This is a genomic window from Niabella aquatica (genome assembly GCF_054779315.1).
This window is the reverse complement of sequence record NZ_BAAGYM010000003.1, coordinates 167,983-193,132: the sequence shown is the minus strand read 5'-3', so window position 1 is coordinate 193,132 and position 25,150 is coordinate 167,983. Positions and strand designations below refer to the sequence as shown.

The following is a 25,150-nucleotide window of genomic DNA, read 5'->3' as shown; positions in this document are numbered from 1 at the left end:
TCTACGGTGTATATTATTCCTTTGTTTTAATTACTACCTGTGCTTTTTTTACACGGTTTCTTTCTACTTCAAGCACGGTAAACTCAAAATCGCCGGACTGCACAACGGTGCCTTCATGAGGCAGTTCGCCGGATATTTCATTGATCAGGCCGCCAAGCGATTCATTATCTCCCCTTACGGAATCAAATGTATTTACAGGTAGCTGCATGATCCTGCATACATCACGAAGCATGGTGCTGCCATCAAACAGGTAGGTATGATCGTCTACTTTTTTATTATTGATTTCATCTTCGTCGAACTCATCTTTTATATCCCCTATAACTTCTTCCTGGATATCTTCCATTGTAACAATACCGCTGGTTCCGCCAAATTCATCTACAACAATAGCAAAGTGTACACGCTTTTTCTGGAACTCCAGAAGCAGGTCTTCAATAAGCTTGGAATCAGGAACAAAATAGGGCGCCCTGATCACGGTATGCCAGTCAAAATCCGTTTCGTATAAATGAGGAATAAGGTCTTTGGTATTAAGAATGCCTTCAATTTCATCCAAGTTACCTTTATAAATGGGAAGGCGTGAATATTGCAGGTCTTTTATTTTTTCGATCAGTTCGGTAAAAGGAGTGTGATACTCTATACCGTTTACATACAGGCGGCTGCGCATTATCTTCTTCACCGATATCTTGCCGAACTTTACAATGCTTTTCATGATGTTTTTCTCTTCCGGAGAAGCTTCGTCATCTGTTTGCACATCAATGGCTTCATCAAATTCCTGCAGGCTGTTAGCTTCAGCATTTTCAGTACCCAGCACCTTACCAAGGCCATACGCAACGGCCACGATCCCTTTGCTCATCCTTCGTAAAATGTAATGGATTATTTCTACAATAAAAAGCAATACAGGCCATTCGTATGCAAAGCGTAGGCTGTTTTGCCTTGCCCATACACGGGGAAATATTTCCAGTGGAAAAATGATCAGTAAAGCGATAAGCAGCCATTTTAGGGCAATAGAATATCCGCTGTGCAAATATTCAGGCGGTGTATATTGATTAATCAGGTAATTGGTTAAAATAATAAGACAGATGTTCAGGATGGTTTTGGATATCACCATGGAAGTATATACTTCTTTGGGCTCATCCAGCAGGTCAATAATTCTGCGGGCGGCAGGCTGCTGTCTCGTTTTTAAAACATCTATATCTTTTTCATTAAGAGAAAAAATGGCGGCCTGTGATCCGGCAACTGAAAAAGACAGGAATATAAGCAATAAAAGAACCACAACCAGTATAGTACTGCTTTGCGGGGTAGCCTGCAGCTCTATCTGCAGTAAGGGGTTCAGCAATAAAATAGCAAAGGCCGGTGTATCCAAAACAAATTAATTAATAAGGTTTTAAACAGGCGCTTAATACAAATATGAATGTATACATTTATATTAAAAATAAGATATCCGTATGTTCTTTAAAAACTGATGCTACCGGCCTCATTGTTGTCTGTTGCCGGCGGGTGATCATTGGGTGCCGGTTCCTCATGCTCTTGGGAAAGGCCTTCTGCTTTTTTATCCAGCATGATCAGGTTTTCACCTACTACTTCAGTAATATATTTTTTTACACCATCTTTATCCTCCCAGCTGCGTGTACGTAATCTCCCCTCAATATATACAAGGCTCGATTTGTGTAAAAACTTCTGGGCAAGATCTGCAAGGCCACGCCACAGAACAACGGTATGCCATTCTGTTTGCGATACCAGTTTGCCCGACCTGTCTTTAAAAGTTTCCGTTGTGGCCAGAGGAAATTTTGCAACGGAGATATTTCCTTCAAGCAGTTGCACTTCAGGGTCTTTTCCCAAATTACCAATCAACATTACGCGGTTAACACCTCTCATAATAAGTATAAATTTTTCTTATGTAAGTATGTATGAAGCTATAGTACTATAAAATTAATTTTTTTTAGGCATTTGAAAAAATAATGCTTCCGGCTGATGCATAAAGCTTTTTTGTTGTTAAAAAAGAAACATCAAAACTGATGCTGCTGCGTGTGCCTTTTTGGCGGGCTGCTCAACCTGGAAATATAGATATATTATGGGGGTGTTTAACTTCAGCCAAACTGTGTTATTCGGCTCCCGCATCCTTGCTGCCCGATAAAAAGTCGTTAATTATTTTAGGAAAAGAATAATCTTTAAGGTCCTTAACAGCCACCCATTTATAGGTTTGCATTGTCGCGGGCCTTTGATCGGTAAATGCATACACAAACCGGGCACTAATGCTTTGATGCGTAAGCTTTTGCCTGTAAATGGTATCTGGTGTTTTTATAGCAGTTCCTTCCGTAATCCAGCCTAAACCCTTAGCCTCCTTAACCGCCTGTTCTGCAGCAGTGGCGTCGGGAAACTCGATCAGGGGAAATCCGTGGAGATGGCGCCAAATGTCTTTTTCTGTTCTTTCATGCAAAGCGATTGTGCCCTGATACTGTATCAGGAAAAAATAAAAAAAACGGTTTCGTTGTTTTATCTTTTTTTCTTTTACCGGCAGTTCCTGTATGCTGTTTTGGGTATACGCTACACAGTATTTTTTAAAAATACAGCTGGTGCATAAAGGTACCGCCGGCTTGCATACCGTAGCGCCAAAGTCCATAATGGCCTGGTTGTATTTGCCTGGTCTTTCTTTATCCAGAAGTTCTGCAGCAAGGAGGGTAAATTTTTTTCTGCCTGCAGTGGTGTCTGTAGCATCGGCAATACCAAATACCCTGGCCAGGATGCGGAATACATTTCCATCTATTACTGCAAAAGGCAGGTTGAAGGCAAAAGAGGCAATAGCTGAAGCCGTATAAGGGCCGATTCCCCTTAGGTTAAGGATCTCTTCGTACTGACGGGGAAACACGCCCTTCAGTTCCCGGTAAATATATTTTGCCGTAGCTATCAGATTGCTGCATCTTGAATAATAGCCCAGGCCTTCCCAAAGCTTATAAACTTTTTTTTCTTCGGCAAGGGCCAGGTGGCTAACCGTAGGAAAGTGCTGTATAAAGCTATTATAATACTCCATACCCTGCTCTACCCTTGTTTGCTGCAGGATGATTTCACTGAGCCATATTTTATAAGGATCTTTTTCTTCTTTCCAGGGCATTTGTCTTTTATTGTCTGTTTCATGCCACTTTAACAACAATTTTGAAAATTTGCTGAAATTCAGAGTTTTATGTGTTAAATTGTTCAAAAGTTTTTATTTATTTTTCTGAAAGAAAAAAATTGGATTAATAATTGTTAATATCTTAGAAGTATTATTTGTAAAATGCTGTTATACAATTTAAATTAGTAGTTAAAATAATATCAAATTATGCGAAAAGCGGACTTGGTTAATAAGATTTCTGAGAAAACCGGTATCCCTAAAGTAGATGTACTGGTAACTCTGGAAACAATGTTTAAAGAAGTTAAGGATACGCTGGCTTCTGGTGAAAACATTTATATTCGTGGTTTTGGCAGCTTTATTACCAAAAAGCGGGCTGCAAAAATCGGCCGCAATATTAAGAAAAATGTAGCGGTTCATATTCCTGAACATTATATTCCTGCTTTTAAGCCAGCAAAGGAGTTCAGTATCGAGGTAAAAAAATTAAAAGAGCCTAAGCCAGACGATGGACCTGGAGAAGATCGTGATGATTAGCTATATCTCTAACTACAATATATAGCTGCTTCCTGTTTTATCCTTTCCTTTTTAAACAATTTATATAGTATTGGGGTTAACTTTGCAATCAAAATATATTTGGATTGTGAAAAAACCCCAATATTTAACTATATCTCTGGCAGTAGCTGTATTGTGCTTGCTTTGGGCTTTTGGAAAGACCAAACCTGAACCAAAATCAGTTGTTCATGAAGAACATTCTCATGATGATGGCCATGACCATCCCGCTCCATCTTCTGTCGGCGGAGTATTAATTTCTTCATTTTCAATTGATAGTGCCTTAGAAGTTGCAAAAAGCAAATTGTCTGAGCGCAACATATCTCGACTCGGCCAGCTTGAGGCGTCGGTTTCCGGAACAGCAGATAATCAACAAAAAATACATGCTTACCACCAGCTTTCGGGCTTTTGGAAAGATAGCATAAAGGCCTTTGTGCCCTATGCCTGGTATATGGCTGAAGAAGCAAGGTTGGAAAATTCAGAAAAAAACCTCAATTTTGCAGGCCATTTGTTTTTGAACAATCTGCAGCATGTAGAAAATACGGAGATGGCAAGGTGGATGGCACTGCAGGCAAAAGATTTGTTCGAAAGATCTTTGAAGCTTAATCCCGGGAACGACTCGGCAAAAGTAGGCTTAGGTGCTACTTATATGTTTGGCGGCATATCCAATGCTCCAATGGAGGGTATTGCCAAGATAAGAGATGTGGTTGCCAAAGACAGTACGAATGTATATGCGCAAATGACTTTGGCTATGGGTTCGCTAATGAGCGGACAAACAGATAAAGCCAAAGAGCGTCTTGAAATAATAACCCGGCTGGATCCTGAAAACCTGCAGGCGGTATTATTGCTGGCAGATATTTACGAAAAACAGGAAAATAAACAGGAAGCTTTAAAATTTTATCAGAAAGCATTACCGTTGACCACCAATCATACGGAAATGAAAGCTGAGCTTGAAAAAAGGATTATTGCTTTAAAAAAGCAGAATTAATTATTATTAAACGTATTAAAATTATTTGAACTATGCCTTGTGGTAAAAAAAGAAAACGTCATAAAATTGCAACTCACAAACGCAAAAAAAGACTAAGAAAAAACCGTCATAAAAAGAAATAAACGCTTTTTAGGAAATATTCTACATAAAACCCCGTAGATTACTTTTGCGGGGTTTTATGTGATTTTGTCAGTTTTCATACCCTTTATCGTTATATGCATTTTCCAGCCTTAAATGCCATATGCTTTTCCCTTGCATTACAATAACGTATAAAGTTGGTTAAGTTTACTTTTAAAGACATAGCCATGTTCATAGGTAATGAATAAAGAAATTGTAATTAATGCCGCTCCTACCGGTGTTGAAATAGCTTTATTAGAAGATAAGAAGCTGGTAGAGTTGCATAGCGAAAAAAGCGACGCCCGCTTTGCTGTTGGTGATCTTTATCTGGGTAAGGTAAAGAGGCTGATGCCCGGACTAAATGCTGCCTTTATAGATGTAGGTTTCGAAAAAGATGCGTTTTTGCATTATACGGATCTGAGCCCTTACGCTAAGTCATTATTGAAATTCACCAATCTGGCCATGTCGGCCACAGATGCGAATCCCGTAGACTTTTCAAAATTTGAGGTGGAGCCGGAAATAGTAAAAACCGGCAAGATCAGTGAAGTTTTGGGCGGTAAGCCCCATGTTCTGGTACAAATACTGAAAGAGCCGATTGCGGCGAAAGGTCCGCGCCTGAGCTGTGAATTGTCGCTTCCTGGCAGGTTTGTGGTAATTACCCCCTTTAATAACATAGTAGCGGTATCTAAAAAGATTCACTCGTCTGAGGAAAGGAAAAGGTTGCAAAAGATTATTGAGGCCGTAAAACCCAAAAATTTTGGTGTCATTGTAAGAACGGCAGCCGAAGGTAAAAATACCGCAGAACTGTATGAAGACCTAGGCAACCTGGTAAACATCTGGAGCACTGTACAGCAAAATTTAAGAGGGGCTGTAGCACCTACTAAAATTTTCAGTGAGCAAAACAAAACCAACAGCATCTTAAGAGATCTGTTAAGTGCGGATTATAACCGCATCGTAACAAACGATAAAAATATTTTTAACGAAACCAAGAACTATATTCAGCGTATTGCGCCCGAAAAAGCGGAAATCGTAAATCAGGCGCAGGGAAACGTGTTTGATGCATTGGGTATTACCAAGCAGGTTAAAGGTTCATTTGGAAAAACTGTAACGCTTAACAGTGGTGCTTACCTGATTATCGAACATACAGAGGCGCTTCATGTGATTGATGTGAACAGCGGTTATAAAAATGTAGGCAATAACCAGGAGCAGAACGCACTTGAAACCAACCTGGAAGCTGCTGCTGAAATTGCAAGACAGCTCAGGCTAAGGGATATTGGCGGGATCATTGTGGTTGACTTTATTGATATGAAGCTTGCAGAGAATAAGAAAAAGCTGCATGAAGTGATGGAGGAAGTGATGGCTGCAGACCGGGCGAAACATTCTGTATTGGCTATATCAAAGTTTGGCCTGATGCAGATAACACGGCAGCGTATGCGCCCCGAAGTGAACATCAATACCCAGGAAGTATGCCCCAGCTGCAACGGCAGCGGTAAAATCTCTTCTACATTAGTACTGGAGGATGAAATTGAAAAGAACCTGAACTATCTGATCACTCATAAGCATAAAAACCTGAAGCTGGTAGTGAATCCTATCATGCACGCTTATTTAACCAAAGGCCTTTGGTGGAACAGCAAGCTATCTAAGTGGAATAAACGGTTCGGGCAAAAAACGCGGTTAGAAAAAAACACGGCGTATCATCTTACAGAGTATCATTTTTTTGATGCTAATGATGAGGAAATAAAATTTTAGAAAAAATGGTAGTGCTTACAGGCTACCATTTTTAATTTTTGTTGATAAGGAACCTAAAAGGTTTTAGCTGCTCTTTTTGTACAGCAGCCAGTATTTTATTTCTTTTAGAGGTAATATGATTCCGGTTCACCAGTTCATGGGCGTTGCAGAACCCATCGATATTGTCAACACACGCAATCACTTCATTCAGATGTTCTACTCTGGGCGGTACAGACCGGGTATCTTTTACCAAAAAAATAATATCTCTGCTATATTTATTCATGAAGCATTTCAACCGTAATGAATAGTAAATTTACTTTATTTTACAATTAATTATTCCCAAAAGTTCAATTTTGTAAGTTAATTTTTTTGATTTGCATCAATGCCGGACTCTAAAAAGCTGAAAATATTGGTTGCTCCGCTCGATTGGGGATTAGGGCATACTACCCGCTGCATGCCCGTGATCGATGAATTATTAAAAAAAAATGTTGAAGTACTGCTGGCAGGCAATGAGGTTCAGAAGAAAATACTAAACACTGAATTCCCTCAATGTGATTTTTTATCATTAAACGGTTATAATGTAAAATATGCGGATAGCGGCAGGGGATTGATGGTAAAAATGATGCGTCAGCTTCCACGCATCCTTTCTTTAATAAAAGCTGAAAACGACTGGCTTAAACAGGCAATAGCTGACAACTGCATCGATGGAATAATAAGTGATAACCGGTTTGGTTTGTATCATGCCATTGTGCCCTGTGTGTTTATTACACACCAGTTGCAGATAAAAACCGGTGCAGGTAAGATTGCCGATAAATTTGCCCGGAACATTAATTACAGGCGGATTAAAAAATTCTCAACCTGCTGGATACCTGATTTTGAAAGAGCTGTTAACCTGGCCGGGGAGCTTTCTCATCCGGCAGTTATGCCTGTCACTCCGTGCCGGTACATTGGTCCTTTATCCCGCACCACGCCCGTTGATGAAAAAGCCGGTAAAAAAAATATTCTTTTTATTCTGTCAGGGCCTGAACCGCAAAGAACCATTTTTGAAGATATGATTTTTAAACAGCTTAAAAATCATACAGCCCCTGTAACAATTGTAAGAGGACGCCCTTTGGATGTAGAGGTTCCTGTTTTTAATAATAATGTAACGATTTACAATCACTTATCTAAAAATGAGCTGCGGCAGTTAATGCAGGAGGCCGGATACGTTGTGTGCAGGAGCGGGTATAGCTCTGTTATGGACATTAATGCAACGAGGGTAAAAGCGATACTCGTACCTACACCCAGACAAACCGAGCAGGAATACCTGGCCGATCATTTGATGAAAAATCAATTTGCAGTAAGTGGAAAGCAGCACGATTTTGATTTGCCCGGCTTACTGGAAAAAGCGGGCCGTTTCTCTTATAAAGGATTTATCAGGCCCGATGCGGATCTTTTGCCTGAAGCCGTAGATAAGTTTTTACAGGATTGCACAACCGCTCGATCTGCAATCCCGTAAAAAGCCGGTTAAAATTTCACTAAAAAGCCCACACCCAGCATCGATTTTATCTGTGTGGCAGGAGAATCATTCTCAGGGCCAAACAGCTTGGCATCATCATCATAAATCATATCAAGGCTATATGTAAGCGTAAAATATTTGGTAAGCTGCATATTTATCATGTTGGTCCAGTAGAGGTCAACATTTTTCGGTTTTTCCAGGTAGTTGGAATAAAGATCCAGGCGGCTTTTGTAAGAAAACATTTTATTGATCTCTTTCATATAATTTAGGGTGGCAAAAGCGCCGAATTCGGTTTTTACACGTTTCCCGGGATCTACCCCGTAAGCGCCCGCATCAGACAGTGAATCATTCATTACAATGGTCCATCTTACTGTAGCCGGAGAAATAAAAGCAGAGAACGCCTTATCTGGCTTCCATTCAAAGCCCGGGCTAAGTAAAACATAGGCAGGCGAAAGGAAATTAGAGCTAAGGGTTCGGTTGCCGTCATCATCGTAAGTATAGCCCCTGAACATTTGTGAACGGAAGTTAAATAAGGCGCCGGCGTTCCATTTCTCTGAAATAGCATATCCATATTTGGAAACCAGGTCTATGCGATCGTCGTTTTTCCTGCCTCCCAGTGAAGTGGTATTCATATACCCCAGGTTCATGTCAAGCGTATTGTCCCAGCTATGTTTCCCTTTTTTATAAAAAGCATAAGTGCTGAGATTCCCATTTATCGCCAGGGAGAATTTATCACCGCCCGCTGCCCAGTTGCTCAATGATCCCTGGGCGGCATTTAAGCCAATAAAACCTCCTGTTTTCCAGGTACTGGAGGTTGTGTCGGCAGGATCTTTTTTTATTTGACGCTCCGCTTCTTTTTTAAGATTCTTTACGGTTTCGTCCTGGGAGAATGCAGCAATGCTGCTCAGAAAGCTAATGGTGAATAATATTTTTCTCATATGTGTTATTGTTGGTTGCAAAAATAGGTATCTAATCATGAATAGATTATAGAAAATAAGATTTATATTTGAGACCGTGGGTTTAAAATATTAGCTTGCTGGGTGTTACAAGATTGGCGTAAACTGCTTAAACAATACTGATATCAGAAAGGGAAGCTTTTTTGAGGTAAAGACTAAATGACAAGGGAGCAGATCCCCATTTACTTTATCGCAGCAAGGATATCTGCGTCGCAATGAATAAGCTAAAGTGAGCGCTCTGCGATGACATGAAGCGGGATGTTTGAAAAGCTGTAAGGGAAGAAGGGGCCGGTTCGCTGCAACTCCGATGTGTAAACTAAAAAACCTCCGCTGAAGCGAAGGTTTTAAATGCTGTAGGGGGAGGGGTCGAACCTCCACGAGGCGGTTAGCCGCAACACAAAGTTCAGTGGTCAATCCTGGTCGGCCTGACGGTCGGCTCTATGCTGTGTTTATTCCGTGATCCTCACCCCCGAGACAAGAGGGCATGTCTGCCAAAAATTTCATCACCCCACAATTTTTAAGAACTTTACCTGAATGATCAGGCTTTGTTAGAACAAAAATAAAGATAAATGTATATCCGTTCCAAATATTTTAAGTATTTTTTTAAAATATAGTATTATTTCAATAAATTGCACTATTTGTTAGATTATATCAAATTTAAGATGATAGATTATGAATTCTAAATTAAATCTTGACAAGCTGGATTTACAGATCATTGAGCACATGATGGGCGACGCCGAAATATCTTATGCCGATCTGGGTAAGAAACTATTTGTGTCGGGTGGTACTATTCATGTTCGCATTAAGAAGCTTCAGAAGGATGGCGTGGTAAAAGGTACAAAGCTCAATCCTGATCTGAAGCTGCTGGGTTACGATGTCATTGCCTTTATAGGTATTTATTTGAAAGAAAGCTCTCTCTATGATTCCGTAGCAAAAGAGCTGCACAAAATAAAAGAAATTGTCCGGCTCAATTACACCACAGGAAACTATAGCATGTTTGCCGAAATTATATGCAAGGATATTTCTGAACTGCGGGATGTTTTGCACGAAAAATTGCAAAAAATAAAGGGTATAGAACGTACAGAAACCTTTATTTCACTGGAAGAAAGTTTTTCCAGGAATGTTAAAGTGCTGGATTAACAGTTCCCGGAAAACGTAAAAGCCTGCAGAACATTTATTGCCCGATCATTTTTAAAAAGTCTGCTTCGCTGATGATTTTTACAGTGTTGAGCTTCCTGGCTTTGTCGAGCTTGCTCCCTGCATCTTCTCCAACTACCAGATAATTTAACCTGGCGCTTACGCCGTTGAGTATCTTCCCGCCTTTGGCTTCAGCAAGGGCTTCCGCTTCGCTTCTTTTCAAGGTAGGCAGGGTTCCGGTAAACAGAAAAGTTACCCCTTCAAGCGCTCCGCCATCGTGCATCTGATTTTTGCTGTTATTCATTTCTATACCAAGAGCTTCCAGCTCTTTAAGCATACAGATATTATCGTCGTTGCTGAAAAAATGAACAATGCTGCCGGCTACTTTTGGGCCAATGTCTTCGAGTGTTTGCAGTTCTTCCAGCGAAATACGCTTCAGGTCGAGTAGGTGATTGACTTTATGAGCAAGTACCTTGGCGGTTGTTTCGCCGACAAAGCGGATACCGAGCGCAAATAATAAGCGGTGCAGCGGTTGCTCTTTGCTTTTTTCTATAGCCTCTTTTAGCTTTTCGACAGATTTTGTTCCAAAGCCTTCCATTTTTCCAATGGCTTCAAAGTTCAGCTTATAAATACCGGGTATATCTTTTAATAATCCCAGTTCATAGAATTTTTTAATATTTGCCTCTCCCAAACCCCTTATATCCAGCGCATCCTTACTTACATAATGTATCATGCGTTCTACTACCTGTGCCGGACACTCTATGTTAATACAGCGCCAGGCAGCTTCCCCTTCTTCCTTAAAAAGCCGGCTGCTGCATACAGGGCAGCTGTGGGGAAACTCAATTTTTTTTTCATTACCAGAGCGCAGCTCAGATAAGGGTTTTACAATATAAGGTATTACATCACCGGCACGTTCAACCAGTACGGTGTCTCCGATCATCAGATCTTTTTCTCTGATCACATCTTCATTGAAAAGAGAAATAGAGCTTACGGTAACACCGCCAATATATACTGGTTCTATTTTAGCAACCGGTGTTATGGAGCCGGTACGACCTACCTGGAAATCTACATGCATCAACTGGCTGGTTCCCTGCCTTGCCTTAAACTTGAAGGCCATTGCCCAGCGTGGATGGTGAGAGGTCATGCCTAACTGATCCTGTAAATCAAAATCATTCACCTTGATCACCATGCCATCAATCTCGTAAGGAAGATGATCTCTTTGCGCTTCAAATTCGAGGCAGTATTGTATCACATCGTCAATTCCCTCAAATACACGCATTTCTTTTACAGGGCTCCTGAACCCCAGCTCCCACAGTAGCTGCAGCGAACCGGCATGTGTGGTAAGCGCCGCGGGCAGTTCTTTACCGGGTATCAAGGTATAATCGCTGATATGATAAACAAATGCTTCGAGATTCCTTTTTCTTACTTCACCCGGATCTTTTATTCTGAGGGTACCGGCAGCTGCATTGCGCGGATTGGCCAGCGGAGGGAATCCTTTTTCGACGAGCGCATCATTGTATTTTTTAAAGCTGTTTTTATTCATTAAAACTTCACCGCGTATTTCTACCTGCTGCATCCCATAACGGCTAAACCCTGCAGACAGAGGCAAAGAGCGGATTTGCCTTATATTGGTCGTTACATCATCACCGGCTACACCATTACCTCTTGTGGCCCCTCTTACTAAAAAGTCGTTTTCATATATGAGGGAAATGCTTCCGCCGTCAAACTTGGGTTCTACGCAATAGGTAATATTTCCCAGGCCTGACAGCTGCCGGGCTTTTCTGTCAAAATCCTTAAGGTCGGCTTCGTTATAAGAATTATCTAAAGACAGCATGGGGACCAGGTGCTGCACTGTTGTGAAGTTCCCGGTAAGCTCTTTTGCAACACGCTGTGTGGGGGAGTCTTTTGTAATCCAGTCAGGATGCTGGTTTTCGGTTCTTTCCAATACCTTAAACAGCTGATCGTATTCGCCATCGGCAATCAACGGATCATTAAGAACATAATACCTGTATTCATGAAAGCGTAAAGATTGTCTTAACGCTTCCGTGCTTTCTTTTGAACCAAGTATTTCAGGACTTTCTTTTAAAAGCGCCTGTGTGTTTTCCTGCAACGCTTTTGTGCTTTCTTTGCTATACATAGTAATGGATAAAATCGAACTAAAAGTAAAGTTTTTGATGCATAGAAAAAAGCCGTCATTAAGACGGCCTCCTAAGTTTATTGCCTGGCGGGAGATTATTGCAATATGCTGGTAGAGAAAATATGGTATTCGCCGGGAGCCATTGTTGTGGTATAAGTATTGCCGGAAATACTGATAGCCTGGTTATTATTGGCCGCGTCGTACCATGTACCCGGGCTGCCAAGGGTAATATTCGCAGCCTGGCTGGTTACGTCAAAATTTCCTGCTACTACTACGGTATTAGTTCCTTCCTGTAATTTGATATATTTTACCGCTCCCGAAAAATCGTAAGTATAGCTGGTAGTATTAAATATGGTATTACTTTTTTTCAGTTGTATAAACTTTGCAAAGGCATTTTTTAATGTAACCCTTGCCGGTTGTGTGTTATACTGCCATAGTACGGGTTTATCGCCTGTTCTGCCGTTTTGATCGATAGATATATCGTAACCCAGTTCGCCAAACTGCCAGATCATTTTAGGTCCGGGAATAGCAAACAGGAAGGCTGCGCACATTTCTTGGCGCTTTAATGCTGTAGCCAGGTTTTTGATGCTATACGCTCCGGACGCATTGCCATACTGGAGGTTTTTATACATCATTCGTTCTTCATCGTGGCTTTCCATATACGTAATCAGGCCTTCCGGTTGCGAAAATCCGTGGGTTTTATAATCAGCCCTGAAAAAGTTTGAGTTATTGATCCAGCCCATGCTGGCTTCATTAAAGTTATAGTTAAGATTATTCCATAACATCATACCTGCTTCTGCCAGTTCTTTTTCTTCCGTATCGGTACAAAGATGCTCCAGTATAACATAAGCATCAGGATCTACGGATTTAATAAAGCTGTTATAGTCTTTCAGGATGGTTACCCTTGTGGCATCATAGGCGGTTAGTGCATCCATAGTAGTGGTAGCTTTTTGGGTAAAGCCTTTGGTAAAGTCGAACCGGAACCCGTCTATCTTATACTCCTGCAGCCAGTGTTTCAGCACATTTTTTACAAAGGTTTTGGTTGCAGCGCTTTCGTGGTTAAAATCGTTACCCCATGATAATGCAGTGTGAGGCGTTTTTGCATTGAACCATGGACTATTAGCAGCCGGTTGGTTATTGGCCTGGTCCCAATACAATTGTACCATAGGCGATTTGCCTTCTGCGTGGTTAAACACCACATCTAGTATAACTGCGATCCCTTTGGCATGACAGGCATCTATAAATGCCTGAAGCATGGGTTTGCTGCCATAATATTTATCCGGTGCAAAATAAAAAGAAGGATTGTAGCCCCAGCTGCTGTTACCTTCAAATTCGTTCACCGGCAATAGCTCAATGGCATTAATGCCCAGGTTGCTTAAATAGTTAATAGTGTCTTTTAGGGTCTGGTAATTATTGGCTGCCAGGAAATCTCTTAGCAATAATTCATAGATCACCAGGTTGTTTTTTGCTGGCTTTGTTATAACAGGGTGGCTCCAGTTATAAGTTGCCTGGCCGGCCTTAAAGGTACTTACAATACCGGTGGTTTTGCCGTTCGGATAAGTTCCTGGATTGGGATAGTTGGCGGCAGGTATATATTTATCGTTATCAGGATCTAAAACTTTTTCTGTATAGGGATCTGCAATTTTCAGAGAGCCATCAACCCAGTACTGATAAGTATATTCTGTATTGGGATTTAATCCGTCTATCTGTACCCACCATGTATTGCCGTCTGGTGTACGCTTCATAAAACCTGCTGCATTAGCTGTCCAGTTATTAAAATCGCCAATAGCATATACGTGATTTTTTAGAGGGGCATACAAAGCCAGAATAGCAGAACTTCCGTTGTTCAAAAATGTTACGCCATTAGATTTAGCACCGGCAGGCAGATCGGCTGTTACTACTGTACCGCTGGATGTAAATTTAAATAACTCCTGCAGCGTTCCATTGGCAATAATCTTTATCGTATGTTCACCAACACCTGTCACTGTTGCTTTTCCTGTAATTTGTGTTGCGTTGTTAGCTGTAGCAAATTCTACATCATCAATGGTCAGCTTCAGGCTTGCCGCCTGGGAGGCAGCTCCCGTTACTTCAACTTCCTGCCCTGCCGCGGGTGTGGCAAATGCCGGAGACGGCTCATAGGTCGGGTTTAGTTCGGGTCGTAAAAACCGGGCGTTAAGCCCCGGAGAATAAACAGGTAAATATATATCGCTGCCATCGGTATTTCGCCCTACAACGGACCCGTCGCCATTTCTAAAAACCATGGCTATCTTTTTGATCTGCTCTCCTGCCGGTACACTAAAAAAGGTTTGGGGAGTAATAGTTATAGTATAACTGCCATTGGTTTGTCTTGTCATTTTCGAGGAGGCGTCCGGCGTATTAAAAGAGCTGCTTTTCACATATTTCCAGTCAGCAGCGCCTGTACTCATATTAGTAATAATACCCCAGTGTATATATATATCGCCCGAAAAACCACTCAGCGCTCCGTTCCCTTTTGAAGGGTTGTACGTAAGGGTAAGAGGCTCCCCGGCTAAGGGAAAGTTTTTATCTGTAGTAATTAAGCCCAGTTGCGACACCGGTGTTACTACCGGGGGAGGATTAGATGTGGGGTCATTTTTTTTACAACTCCATAATAATAAAAGCAATAGGGGCAACAACAATCGTTTCATAATGTGTACTTAGTACACAAATGTAATAAGTTTTCATTTAAAAAAGACAATTTATTTAAAAATTGCATAGGTTTGTGTATAAAGAACACATTGTAAAGCCATCATGAAATGTCCGCGGAAACGTACAGATTACCCCGGGCTGAGCTGCCGGGCAAAAGAGGGCCTGGTATGCAGGGCGGCCGATATATCGGTATTATGCGGCTGGATTAAAAAAGTAAAAATATGCGGATGAATCATCCTAATTTAAAAACTGCGGCTGTAGAAAAGATCAGCCACCTTGAATATTTTAATATTGCCGTCTCGGTAGACTGCGTGATTTTCGGATACGGATATGAAGATAAGGAGCTGAAGGTATTGCTTATAAAGTCTGATCTTGAAGAGTTTTCAGGATTGTTTTCTTTATTAGGAGACCTGGTAAAGCCCGATGAAGATCTTGATGCAGCATCTTACCGTGTGCTCAGGGACCGTACAGGACTGGACGATGTTTTTCTTCAGCAGGTGCATACGTTTGGTGCTGTAAACCGCCACCCTTCGGGGCGGGTGGTAAGCACTGCCTATTATTCGCTGGTAAATATCAACAGCCATAAGCTTAATATAGACAGTCATGATATACACTGGCATCCGGTTAAAGCCATTAAAAAGCTGGCCTTTGATCATAAGCAAATTGTAGATACCTGTCTTCAGATGCTCCGCGAGCAGATTATGGAATACCCCGTAGTGCATAATCTGCTGCCGGAAAAATTTTCATTGAGGGCCTTGCAGGAACTGTATGAAGCTATTTTAGGCACATCGCTGGACCGAAGGAATTTCAGGAAGAAAATTGCGTTAAAGAACTGGTTATCAGAGCTGGAAGAACTGGAGGAAGACGTCACGCACCGTCCGGGGAAGCTGCATAAATTTAAAACAAAAGCATTAAAGATTTCCGCCCCGAAAAAAAATTAAAATTTTTTCCTCCCTATGTGTACTAAATACACATTGTATTCTTATCTTTGTTTTTGTATTCCGATTTTATTGTGTACATAGTACACATATCACTTGTGAAATAAACATTGTTTGTCTATGCAAAGAAAAAGACTATTGCCGGCGTTCATTACGCTGCTCATGCTGGTTTGCGCGTTTACAGCTTTTGCGCAAACAAAAGAAGTAACAGGAACTGTTACTGACGAAAAAACCATTCTCCCACTTCCCGGAGCTACAGTGCAGATCAAGGGTACGAACTATGCTACGGTAACAGACAGTGCCGGCAGGTATCGCCTTACGGTGCCCGAAAGTGCCCGGCTACTGGAGGTTTCTTCTATCGGGTATGCTGCTAAAGAAGTGCCTGTTACCGGTAACCTCATTGACGTACAACTTACCGCTATTGCAAGTTCACTGGAGAATGTGGTGGTTATCGGCTATGGTACCCGGGTAAAAAAAGATGTGACCGGTTCTGTAGGAACGGTGACGGCTAAAGATTTTCAAAAAGGGAATATAGCCACACCCGAGCAGCTTATTGCCGGAAAAGTAGCCGGGGTTTCGATTACATCGAACGGCGGACAGCCCGGCCAGGGCAGTGTTATCCGCATCAGGGGAGGTGCTTCTCTGAATGCCAGTAACGACCCGCTGATAGTAGTGGATGGTGTTCCGCTCAGTGGGGACAAAATAAGCGGTGCGAGTAATCAGTTAGCATTGATTAATGCAGATGACATTGAGTCGTTCAGTATCTTAAAAGATGCCGCCTCTACGGCAATCTATGGCTCCAGGGCCTCGAATGGTGTGATATTAATTACTACGAAAAAGGGCAAGAAAGGTGTTCCTGTGGTTAATTTCAATACACAGTTTACTGTATCTACTATCAGGAAATTTGTTGATCTGTTAACGGCTGACCAGGTGCGGGATTATGTAAATGCCAATGATCAGTCTGGTGAATTTATTAAATTGTTAGGTACTGCAAGCACAGACTGGCAAAAGGAGATTTACCAAACCGGCATCGGAACAAATAATAACCTGAGTATTTCCGGTGCGCATAAATGGCTCCCCTACCGGGTATCTGTTGGTTTTAACGACCAGAAAGGTGTTTTAAAGACTGACAAGTTCCAGAGAGTGACAGGGGCTGTTCGCTTAAATCCTGTATTGCTGGATAACCACCTGAAGATCGACCTCAATATTAATGCCGCACATACCAAATCGCGTTTCGGTAACCAGGGCGCTATCGGGTCCGCGTTGAATATGGATCCTACCAAGCCTGTTTACGATGAATCGAATACCCTGTTTGAAGGTTATTATGAATGGATGAAAGATGCCACAACGCCAATGCCTTTAGCTACCAGGAATCCCGTTGCGCTGCTGATGCAGAAAAAGGACCTGGGACAGGCAGACAGGCTTTGGGGTAATGTGCAACTGGATTATAAATTCCATTTTTTACCGGAGCTGCATGCCAACTATAATTTCGGATATGATTACTCTAACGGCCGAGGGACAACAGATCAGTATAAGAGTTCACGTGACGCATGGGCCAGCGGAGGATCTCATTCAAAATATAAGCAGGTTGCCAATAATATGGTATCAGAGTTTTACCTGAATTACGTAAAAGATATAGCAGCCATAAGAAGCAACATCAACGCTGTTGCCGGTTATGGATATTACGGCTTCAGAACTACAGATCATAATTATGACAGGTTTGATGATGATGGAAAGATCTTGTCAAGTCCTACTTATCCTACAAATCCTCAGGAACATAATATGCTTTCTTTTTATGGTCGTTTAATATATACTTTGGCCGACAAATATATTGTACAGGGATCGTTGCGCCGGGACGCTTCTTCACGGTTCTCCAAGGACAACAGGGTGGGGATATTCCCCGGGGCTTCTATAGCCTGGAAACTCGGGGATGAAGATTTTATCAGAAACAGCCTTGGTACTGTTTCGGACCTGAAGCTTCGCGCCAGCTATGGTGTTACGGGCCAGCAGGACGGGATAGACAATTATTCTTTTGCCTCGTTTTATTCTACAGGTCCTGATTATTCGAAAGTGCAGTTTGGCAATAATTATTATAACATGATTACTGCAGTTGCTTATAACAGCGCATTAAAATGGGAACAAACCGCTTCTTATAATATTGGTATCGATTATGGTTTCCTGCAAAACCGAATTACCGGTAGCATTGATTATTATTTTAAGAGAACAAAAGATTTGCTGAACGATACACCCATACCGCTTGGAACCAACTTCAGCCCTATTGTAAAAGGCAATGTAGGCAATATTGAAAACAAGGGCATTGAGTTTGTGATAAATGCTACCCCTGTGCGTACAAGCAACCTTACCTGGGATATAGGATTCAATTATACCCGCAATAATTCTAAAGTAACGAAGCTGACGGCCGCGTATGATCCGGATTATGCAGGTACTGTGGCCGGAGATGATATTGATGGAGGTACAGGGAACAAAATAATGATCCATTCTATCGGATATGAACCATTTACCTTTTACACATATAAACAGGTTTATGATAAGGTAACGGGCAAACCCATCGATGGTGCGTTTGTGGATTTAAATGAGGACGGACAAATAAATGAAAATGATTTGTACCACTATAAATCCCGTAATCCGAAAGATATTTTTGGATTCTCCACTTCCTTATCTTATAAAAAATGGAGTTTTAGTACAGTGCTGAGAGCTAATTTAGGTAATTATCTTTTTAACAATGTTGCATATAACAGGGGCCGTGTGAACCATATTATGGATCCTACAATGTATATCATGAATGCTTCTACCGAAATCTATCTGTCGGGATTTTCCGGTTTGTCATTAAACCAGAGCCAGTCTGATTATTTTGTACAGAATGCATCTTTCCTGAAAATGGACTTTTTCAATATCGGGTATAATGTAGGGAAGGTATTTAATAAAAAAGCCAATCTGCGCACGAACCTGAACGCGCAAAATGTATTTACGATCACAAAATATACAGGTATCGATCCCGAGCAGTTTAATGGTATTGACAATGCGATTTATCCAAGACCATTTATGGCCTCACTGGGCATTAACCTCGATTTTTAATTCAAAAATTGTTATCATGAAGATATTTGTAAATAAAAGAATATTTATTGCAATAGCAGGACTGGCGCTTATAGGTCTTTTTTCCTGCAATAAGCAGCTCGACCTGTATCCTGAAAACGGTGAAACTTCCTCAAAAGTGTATTCGACACTCGAAGGTACGCGGGGCGTTATAGCAAAAGTATATGGGGCTTATTCATTACCTGGCCAGGATGGCGATGCTACGCCCGACATCCCGGGTATAAAAGCCGACTTTTCTGATTTTATAAGGGTATATTTTAACCTGCAGGAGCTTCCTACAGAAGAAGTTGTTTGCTCATGGGGCGATAATGGGATACAGGACTTTCACGGGATGAACTGGTCTGCCAGCAATCCTTATATTAAGGGCATGTACAGCCGTTCTTTATTCCAGATCACTATGGCTAACGAGTTTATCCGCAACACATCAGACGAAGCGCTTAATGCGAGAGGATTTTCCGCATCTGATATAGAAACAATAAAATATTACCGGGCCGAAGCCAGATTTTTACGGGCCTTCCAGTATTGGGTATTGATGGACCTGTATGGAAATCCTCCCTTTGTAACGGAGCATGACCCGATCGGTACTTTTTTACCACCGCAGAAAACTTCGGCAGAAATATTTGAATATGTGGAGTCTGAGCTGAAGGCTATTGAACCATTGATGCTGGCGCCTAAAAGCAATGATTACGGGCGTGCCGACCAGGCAGCAGTATGGGCACTTTTGGCGCGTATCTATTTAAATGCAAAAACTTACACGGGTACAGAGCGTTATACAGACGCGATCACTTATTCATCTAAGGTGATAAATGCAGGATTTTCTCTTAACACAGAGTACAAGCGCTTGTTCATGGCGGATAACAACCTGAATAATCCCGAGATCATTTTAGCTATCGGTTACGATGGTGTTCATTCTCATTCCTGGGGCGGCACAACTTTTATTATCAACTCTTCATGCGGGGGCGGTATCGTATCTGTTGAAGAACAGGGTGTTTCGGGCAATGCCGGTTGGGCCGGGAACCGCACTACCAAATCACTACCATTATTATTTGGAGATTATTCAGGAAATATGGATAAAAGAGCCCAGTTCGCAGGTCCCAAAATTGAAATTGATAACGTAAGTACCTTTACGGACGGGCTTTCCGTAAAGAAGTTCACAAATAAAAAATCTGATGGTACAATACCTGCATTTACCGGGGATGGAGCTTATTGCTCTACCGATTTCCCGCTTTTCCGCCTGGCGGAGCAGTACCTGATATACGCAGAGGCGGTAAAACGCGGCGGACAGGGAGGCAGCGAGGCTACGGCATTAAGCTATGTTAATGCTTTACGTACAAGAGCATATGGAAATGCATCCGGTAACATAACAGCGGCGCAGCTTACAACTAATTTTATATTGGACGAGAGAGGTCGTGAGTTGTATTGGGAAGGTTTCAGGCGCACCGACCTGATTCGCTACGGGTTGTTGACCAGCGGCTCTTATCTATGGCCCTGGAAGGGAGGCGTAAAAGATGGTAAAGGCGTAGCAGATAAATACAACCTGTACCCGATACCGAGCAGTGAAATCGTTTCTAACCCGAACATGAAGCAAAACCTGGGATATTAATTTTTAGAAACCTGTTAATGTTAAAATTATGAAATTATCGCAGATAAACATATTATGGGCCGGCCTTTTACTTCTTTTGGTCATGTCTTGTAAAAAAGAAGGATCTTTGAACTATGCAGCTACACCGGAGACTGGCGCGACCCTGTCTTCTTCCAAAGCAGGTCCGTTAGCACTTGCATTAGAAACCCAGGATGATACAGCTACCGTGTTTAATTGGAATAAAGTTTCTTATGAAACCGATGTTCCTGTAACCTACACGTTGCAATATGATTCTGTTGGTAAAAATTTTTCCAGTCCTGTTGATGTGGTTTTAGGTGCTTCCACCTCGGTGGGCATTACACAGTCTATGCTGAACGGGTATGGTATCAAATCCGGAATTGCGGCAGATGCTTCGGGCGGGTTAGAGTTCAGGATAAAATCGGCCATTGGATTGAAAGGAGTTTTACCTTCTTATTCTAATGTAATTAAGCTTTTGTTTAACACGTATGGATCAATAGCGTACTGGTATGTACCGGGCGATTACCAGGGCTGGAACCCCTCTGCAGCGCCCCGGTTAGGCTCATCAGACCTGGACAATTATCAAGGCTATATATGGGTGCCATCCGGCAATAGCGGCGAATTTAAAATAACATCCCATCCTAACTGGGATCATACCAACTACGGGGGCACGAGTACTAAATTAGATCCATCTGGTCCCAATTTGGTATGGCCGGCAGTGGGCAAACATTATTTAGTAACAGCATCTCTCAGTAAACTTACCTGGTCTGCCACAACTATTAACACCTGGGGAGTAATCGGAAATGCCACACCCGGTGGCTGGGATAACTCAACCCCAATGACCTACGATCCTGCAACAGGTAAATGGAAGGCAACTGTAACCTTTACTGCGGGAGAGTTTAAGTTTCGTGCTAATAATAATTGGGATTTAAGCTTGGGATCTGGGCCTAGTGGATATTTAACAAGTGACAATGGAGGAAATTTATCTATTACAGGTGGTACTAAAACTATTTACTTGGATTTAAGAGAGCCATTGAAATATAGTTATACAATAGAGTAAAATAGTAGGGAATACGTAGAACAAAGGCTGTCAAAAGTATGACAGCCTTTGTTCTATTCAAAGTAATTGATCCTGATGTAAAATTAGCGCTATTGACTGGCGCTCCTGTAGCCCAAACGGTACCTCTAATTTGGCTCCAGTAGTTACTATTAATAACTACAAGAATTGTAGAATTAGTCAAGCGGAGTAAGTTAATGATTGTTGGGTAATCACTCATTGCGTTACCGCTATATCTTAATATACCGTTTGATATACTGAGAACGGGAATCCCCAATTACCTAAATTTCCACTACGAAAAAAAGCAATCTCTGCAGATTTTATTTTGTGCAACCCCCCATTTGTAATAACCAATAGCTGCTACAAAAACGCCTTTAAAATCTTCAGAAAAACCGTCAATAATTTTTTTAGTCAAAAATTTTACTGTAAATCAATTCTTTATGAAAGTGTCTTTAAAAAAATCTGCTATTTTTGATTGTTTTTATCTATAACACCGCTACTTTTGCACTCCCAAATCCAAAATGGAAAAAGGGCCGGGGGATAGCCCGGTTTTTAATAACAAATTGAATTTATAAAAAATGAGCAAACAACATTTCACCACCAAACATGCGAACGAGGCTACCGTGCAGCGTAATTGGTACGTTGTGGATGGTACTAATCAAACCGTAGGTCGTATGTGTTCCCGTATTGCCGCTATTCTGCGCGGTAAAAACAAAGCGTATTATACGCCACACGTTGATACAGGCGATTATATCATCGTTATTAACTGCGAAAAGGTAAAGCTGAGCGGTAATAAAATAGATCAGAAAGTGTATGATACTTTCAGCGGATATCCCGGAGGACGTAAGGAAGAGGTTGCCAGCGATCTGCAAAAGCGCCGCCCGGAGGTGATTATTGAAAGAGCGGTAAAAGGGATGTTACCTAAAAATCGCCTGGGCCGTAAGATGTACAAAAAATTATTTGTATATAGCGGACCTAATCACCCTCACTTTGCACAACAACCCAAAGAACTTAAATTCTAATAACCTGCTTTAAGCGTTAGGCTTTGAGCATTAAGTATAAAAATAAATGGAAAAACAAAAAAATGCAGTAGGTCGTCGTAAAGAAGCAGTTGCCCGTGTTTTCATTAGCAGGGGTAGTGGCGCCATTACTGTAAACGATAAAGATTATAAAACTTATTTTTCCCTGGTGTATTTACAAAACCAGGTAGCGCGCCCTTTAAATGCGGTTGAAGCTGCTGATAAGTTTGATATTAAGATCAATGCGTCTGGTGGCGGCGCAAAAGGCCAGGCTGAAGCGGCCATGCTGGGTATTGCGCGTGCATTGGTAGATGTAAATGCTGAGTACCGTCCTGCTTTAAAAGCTGCAGGATTGCTGAAACGCGATCCCCGTTCTGTTGAACGTAAGAAATTCGGTCACAAAAAAGCGAGGAAAAGCTACCAGTTCTCTAAAAGATAATGGCTTATGCCTGCCTGTTCGACAGGCAGGGTTCATGGTTCGCAGCCATGAATTATTAACCATGAACTATGAACGTTTAAAAATACTTTTCAAATTTATACGATGGAAAATAACAATACATCATTACAGCAGCAGCTTCTGGAGGCAGGGGTACATTTCGGTCACTTAAAAAAGAAATGGAACCCTAAAATGTTACCTTACATTTTTGCTGAGAAAAAAGGGATCCATATTATTGATCTTAACAAAACCGTTGAATGCCTGCAGGAAACTGCAGCGGCGATGAAACAAATCGCCCGCAGCGGTAAAAAAATATTGTTTGTTGGTACAAAAAAGCAGGCAAAAGATATTGTAACCGAGTGCGCTCAAAAAGTGGGAATGCCTTATGTTACCGAGCGTTGGTTGGGAGGTATGCTTACCAACTTTAATACGGTACGTAAAAGTGTTAAGAAAATGCAGAGCATTGAAAAGATGCTGAGCGATGGTTCTTTTGATAGCATTACCAAAAAAGAACGTCTTACTTTATCGCGCGATAAAGATAAAATGGAAAAAGTATTAGGCGGTATTGCTCAGCTGGGCCGTGTACCGGCTGCTTTATTCATAGTGGATATCGGGCATGAGCATATTGCCCTGGCAGAGTCAAAACGTCTTGGCATCAGTACTTTTGGTGTGGTAGATACTAACTGCGATCCTAATAAAGTGGATTTTGCCATCCCTGCAAATGATGACGCTACCAAATCGATCGCGATTGTTGTAAACTACATTACCGCTGCCATTGAAGAGGGGCTTGCGGAAAGGCAGGCCGCTAAAGATGAAGAGGTAGAAGACAATTTTGCAGATGAGAACGAAAAACAGGCGGCTAAAATACAGGCAGAAGCAGAAGCAGAAGCTGGTCGTGGTGGCCGTGGACGTGGTGCCGGGCAAGGTGGCCAGCGCAGAAGAACTACTGGCGGCGGTGCAAGAAGCGGGGCTCCGAGGAAGTAATTCCGGGTTTCAGGTTTGAGCTTTAATGATCTATGTTATGTTCCATAACTGAATATCAAGCTTTAAGCCTGGATAAGGTTTATGTCTGGCAGAAAGATGCATTCTTCTCATTGCCGGGTTAATAATAATTTAAGATCTAAAAAATAAGTTCGGGTTATGTTTGTTGCTGGTTAAAGTATACAACCTGTTACCCGAAACTTAAAATCTGAAAAAGCATGAGTACAGTAACAATTACAGCACAGGATATTAATAAATTGCGCCAGGCTACCGGCGCAGGTATGATGGATTGCCGTAAAGCACTTACAGAAACCAACGGCGATTTTGAAGCAGCAATTGACTGGCTGCGTAAACAGGGCCAGAAAGTAGCTGCCAAGCGCAGCGACCGGGAAGCAAAAGAAGGTGTGGTTGTAGCTCAAACTACAGCAGATCATAAAACAGGTATCATTGTATGTGTAAGCTGTGAAACAGATTTCGTATCTAAAAACGACGATTTCGTTGCGTTTGTAAAAAGTATTGCAGATGCGGCTATTGCCAGTAATGTAAGCTCTGTTGAAGAATTGAACGAGGCTGCTGTAAACGGCACCAAGGTTTCTGAACTGGTAAATGATAAGCTGGCTGCTATCGGAGAAAAGATCGGTATCACTAAGTTTGAAAAAGTAACTGCTCCTTATGTAGCTTCTTACATTCACGGTGCTTACCGTATTGGTGTACTGGTGGCTTTAGATCAGGAAGCTCCTGAAGCGGGTAAAGATGTAGCGATGCAGGTAGCTGCTTTAAGCCCTGTAGCAGTAGATGCCGCAAGCGTACCGGCTGATGTTGTAGCCCGCGAAAAAGCGGTTATTATAGATATTATGAAAGAAGATCCTAAAATGGCCGGTAAGCCCGAAGAAATGCTGGCTAAAATTGCTGAGGGTAAATTAGGGGCTTTCTTTAAAGAACAGACTTTGACTGCCCAGGCTTTTGTGAAGGATGGCGGCAAATCTGTAGGGGATTACCTGAAAGAAAACGGTGTGAATGTATTAGAGTTTAAAAGAGTGGCATTGGGGTAATCAGCCTTTAAAAAAAGATTTAAAAAGCGCTTCAGGAATGAGGCGCTTTTTTGTGTTTATAAGTAAATACGAA

General features: G+C 41.7%; 20 protein-coding genes. 13 read left to right on the top strand and 7 right to left on the bottom strand.

Features of this window, described 5'->3' with window-relative positions:
• Positions 1 to 13: 13 nt before the first annotated feature.
• The 3 genes from gldE to mutY form a co-directional block, all read right to left on the bottom strand.
• Positions 14 to 1,360, bottom strand: a complete 1,347-nt coding sequence (gene gldE / locus ACYVBM_RS02380; protein ID WP_460684011.1) for a gliding motility-associated protein GldE — start codon at positions 1,358 to 1,360, stop codon at positions 14 to 16.
• An 89-nt stretch (positions 1,361 to 1,449) separates the two neighbouring features.
• Positions 1,450 to 1,872 carry a single-stranded DNA-binding protein gene (locus ACYVBM_RS02375; protein ID WP_460684010.1) on the bottom strand — a complete coding sequence of 141 codons (423 nt, stop codon included), beginning with the start codon at positions 1,870 to 1,872 and terminating at the stop codon, positions 1,450 to 1,452.
• Positions 1,873 to 2,098: 226 nt separating this feature from the next.
• Positions 2,099 to 3,145 carry an A/G-specific adenine glycosylase gene (gene mutY / locus ACYVBM_RS02370; protein WP_460684009.1) on the bottom strand — a complete coding sequence of 349 codons (1,047 nt, stop codon included), beginning with the start codon at positions 3,143 to 3,145 and terminating at the stop codon, positions 2,099 to 2,101.
• Between the two features lie 168 nt (positions 3,146 to 3,313).
• Between mutY and ACYVBM_RS02365 the strand changes: the two genes are divergently transcribed.
• The 3 genes from ACYVBM_RS02365 to ACYVBM_RS02355 all read left to right on the top strand — a co-directional run bounded on the left by ACYVBM_RS02365 (position 3,314) and on the right by ACYVBM_RS02355 (position 6,506).
• Entirely contained in the window at positions 3,314 to 3,637 is a 324-nt protein-coding gene (locus ACYVBM_RS02365; RefSeq protein ID WP_460684008.1) for an HU family DNA-binding protein, read from the top strand.
• 106 nt (positions 3,638 to 3,743) lie between these two features.
• The gene (locus ACYVBM_RS02360) at positions 3,744 to 4,640 is read left to right on the top strand and encodes a tetratricopeptide repeat protein (protein WP_460684007.1); all 897 of its coding nucleotides are present in this window, start codon (positions 3,744 to 3,746) and stop codon (positions 4,638 to 4,640) included.
• Between the two features lie 318 nt (positions 4,641 to 4,958).
• Positions 4,959 to 6,506 (top strand): Rne/Rng family ribonuclease, encoded by a 1,548-nt coding sequence (locus tag ACYVBM_RS02355; protein ID WP_460684006.1) that lies wholly within the window; start codon positions 4,959 to 4,961, stop codon positions 6,504 to 6,506.
• A 31-nt stretch (positions 6,507 to 6,537) separates the two neighbouring features.
• Here the strand turns inward: ACYVBM_RS02355 and ACYVBM_RS02350 are convergent, their stop codons facing one another.
• The gene (locus tag ACYVBM_RS02350) at positions 6,538 to 6,768 is read right to left on the bottom strand and encodes a hypothetical protein (RefSeq protein ID WP_460684005.1); all 231 of its coding nucleotides are present in this window, start codon (positions 6,766 to 6,768) and stop codon (positions 6,538 to 6,540) included.
• Positions 6,769 to 6,867: 99 nt separating this feature from the next.
• On the opposite strand from ACYVBM_RS02350, the gene ACYVBM_RS02345 reads away from it, so the two are divergent.
• The gene (locus ACYVBM_RS02345; RefSeq protein ID WP_460684004.1) at positions 6,868 to 7,983 is read left to right on the top strand and encodes a glycosyltransferase; all 1,116 of its coding nucleotides are present in this window, start codon (positions 6,868 to 6,870) and stop codon (positions 7,981 to 7,983) included.
• 8 nt (positions 7,984 to 7,991) lie between these two features.
• Here the strand turns inward: ACYVBM_RS02345 and ACYVBM_RS02340 are convergent, their stop codons facing one another.
• Positions 7,992 to 8,921, bottom strand: a complete 930-nt coding sequence (locus ACYVBM_RS02340) for a DUF3078 domain-containing protein (protein ID WP_460684003.1) — start codon at positions 8,919 to 8,921, stop codon at positions 7,992 to 7,994.
• Positions 8,922 to 9,611: 690 nt separating this feature from the next.
• On the opposite strand from ACYVBM_RS02340, the gene ACYVBM_RS02335 reads away from it, so the two are divergent.
• Entirely contained in the window at positions 9,612 to 10,079 is a 468-nt protein-coding gene (locus ACYVBM_RS02335; RefSeq protein ID WP_460684002.1) for an Lrp/AsnC ligand binding domain-containing protein, read from the top strand.
• 34 nt (positions 10,080 to 10,113) lie between these two features.
• Here the strand turns inward: ACYVBM_RS02335 and ligA are convergent, their stop codons facing one another.
• Complete coding sequence (gene ligA / locus ACYVBM_RS02330) at positions 10,114 to 12,213, bottom strand: NAD-dependent DNA ligase LigA (protein WP_460684001.1); 2,100 nt, start codon at positions 12,211 to 12,213, stop codon at positions 10,114 to 10,116.
• Between the two features lie 95 nt (positions 12,214 to 12,308).
• Entirely contained in the window at positions 12,309 to 14,879 is a 2,571-nt protein-coding gene (locus ACYVBM_RS02325) for a DUF4961 domain-containing protein (RefSeq protein WP_460684000.1), read from the bottom strand.
• Positions 14,880 to 15,107: 228 nt separating this feature from the next.
• On the opposite strand from ACYVBM_RS02325, the gene ACYVBM_RS02320 reads away from it, so the two are divergent.
• The 8 genes from ACYVBM_RS02320 (at position 15,108) to tsf (ending at position 25,077) form a co-directional block, all read left to right on the top strand.
• Positions 15,108 to 15,821 (top strand): NUDIX hydrolase, encoded by a 714-nt coding sequence (locus ACYVBM_RS02320; protein WP_460683999.1) that lies wholly within the window; start codon positions 15,108 to 15,110, stop codon positions 15,819 to 15,821.
• Positions 15,822 to 15,938: 117 nt separating this feature from the next.
• The gene (locus ACYVBM_RS02315; RefSeq protein ID WP_460683998.1) at positions 15,939 to 18,914 is read left to right on the top strand and encodes a SusC/RagA family TonB-linked outer membrane protein; all 2,976 of its coding nucleotides are present in this window, start codon (positions 15,939 to 15,941) and stop codon (positions 18,912 to 18,914) included.
• A 16-nt stretch (positions 18,915 to 18,930) separates the two neighbouring features.
• A complete protein-coding gene (locus ACYVBM_RS02310; RefSeq protein ID WP_460683997.1) occupies positions 18,931 to 20,535 on the top strand; it encodes a RagB/SusD family nutrient uptake outer membrane protein in 1,605 nt (534 codons plus the stop codon).
• 82 nt (positions 20,536 to 20,617) lie between these two features.
• Positions 20,618 to 21,592, top strand: coding sequence for a SusE domain-containing protein (locus ACYVBM_RS02305; protein ID WP_460683996.1), 975 nt, complete (start codon positions 20,618 to 20,620; stop codon positions 21,590 to 21,592).
• Positions 21,593 to 22,167: 575 nt separating this feature from the next.
• Complete coding sequence (gene rplM, locus ACYVBM_RS02300) at positions 22,168 to 22,611, top strand: 50S ribosomal protein L13 (protein WP_460683995.1); 444 nt, start codon at positions 22,168 to 22,170, stop codon at positions 22,609 to 22,611.
• Between the two features lie 46 nt (positions 22,612 to 22,657).
• A complete protein-coding gene (gene rpsI, locus ACYVBM_RS02295) occupies positions 22,658 to 23,047 on the top strand; it encodes a 30S ribosomal protein S9 (RefSeq protein ID WP_460683994.1) in 390 nt (129 codons plus the stop codon).
• A gap of 102 nt (positions 23,048 to 23,149) precedes the next feature.
• A complete protein-coding gene (gene rpsB / locus ACYVBM_RS02290; protein ID WP_460683993.1) occupies positions 23,150 to 24,028 on the top strand; it encodes a 30S ribosomal protein S2 in 879 nt (292 codons plus the stop codon).
• A 215-nt stretch (positions 24,029 to 24,243) separates the two neighbouring features.
• The gene (tsf, locus tag ACYVBM_RS02285; RefSeq protein ID WP_460683992.1) at positions 24,244 to 25,077 is read left to right on the top strand and encodes a translation elongation factor Ts; all 834 of its coding nucleotides are present in this window, start codon (positions 24,244 to 24,246) and stop codon (positions 25,075 to 25,077) included.
• The last annotated feature ends 73 nt before the right edge of the window (positions 25,078 to 25,150 follow it).

Bases quoted from the DNA above. Each gene is read 5' to 3' on its own strand.
- rplM (WP_460683995.1), top strand. From the start codon at position 22,168: ATGAGCAAACAACATTTCACCACCAAACATGCGAACGAGGCTACCGTG.
- ACYVBM_RS02310 (WP_460683997.1), top strand. From the start codon at position 18,931: ATGAAGATATTTGTAAATAAAAGAATATTTATTGCAATAGCAGGACTG.
- ACYVBM_RS02345 (WP_460684004.1), top strand. From the start codon at position 6,868: ATGCCGGACTCTAAAAAGCTGAAAATATTGGTTGCTCCGCTCGATTGG.
- ACYVBM_RS02340 (WP_460684003.1), bottom strand. From the start codon at position 8,921: ATGAGAAAAATATTATTCACCATTAGCTTTCTGAGCAGCATTGCTGCA.
- ACYVBM_RS02325 (WP_460684000.1), bottom strand. From the start codon at position 14,879: ATGAAACGATTGTTGTTGCCCCTATTGCTTTTATTATTATGGAGTTGT.
- ACYVBM_RS02350 (WP_460684005.1), bottom strand. From the start codon at position 6,768: ATGAATAAATATAGCAGAGATATTATTTTTTTGGTAAAAGATACCCGG.
- tsf (WP_460683992.1), top strand. From the start codon at position 24,244: ATGAGTACAGTAACAATTACAGCACAGGATATTAATAAATTGCGCCAG.
- ACYVBM_RS02315 (WP_460683998.1), top strand. From the start codon at position 15,939: ATGCAAAGAAAAAGACTATTGCCGGCGTTCATTACGCTGCTCATGCTG.
- ACYVBM_RS02355 (WP_460684006.1), top strand. From the start codon at position 4,959: ATGAATAAAGAAATTGTAATTAATGCCGCTCCTACCGGTGTTGAAATA.
- ACYVBM_RS02320 (WP_460683999.1), top strand. From the start codon at position 15,108: ATGAATCATCCTAATTTAAAAACTGCGGCTGTAGAAAAGATCAGCCAC.
- rpsB (WP_460683993.1), top strand. From the start codon at position 23,150: ATGGAAAATAACAATACATCATTACAGCAGCAGCTTCTGGAGGCAGGG.
- rpsI (WP_460683994.1), top strand. From the start codon at position 22,658: ATGGAAAAACAAAAAAATGCAGTAGGTCGTCGTAAAGAAGCAGTTGCC.
- ligA (WP_460684001.1), bottom strand. From the start codon at position 12,213: ATGTATAGCAAAGAAAGCACAAAAGCGTTGCAGGAAAACACACAGGCG.
- ACYVBM_RS02335 (WP_460684002.1), top strand. From the start codon at position 9,612: ATGAATTCTAAATTAAATCTTGACAAGCTGGATTTACAGATCATTGAG.
- ACYVBM_RS02305 (WP_460683996.1), top strand. From the start codon at position 20,618: ATGTCTTGTAAAAAAGAAGGATCTTTGAACTATGCAGCTACACCGGAG.
- ACYVBM_RS02365 (WP_460684008.1), top strand. From the start codon at position 3,314: ATGCGAAAAGCGGACTTGGTTAATAAGATTTCTGAGAAAACCGGTATC.
- ACYVBM_RS02375 (WP_460684010.1), bottom strand. From the start codon at position 1,872: ATGAGAGGTGTTAACCGCGTAATGTTGATTGGTAATTTGGGAAAAGAC.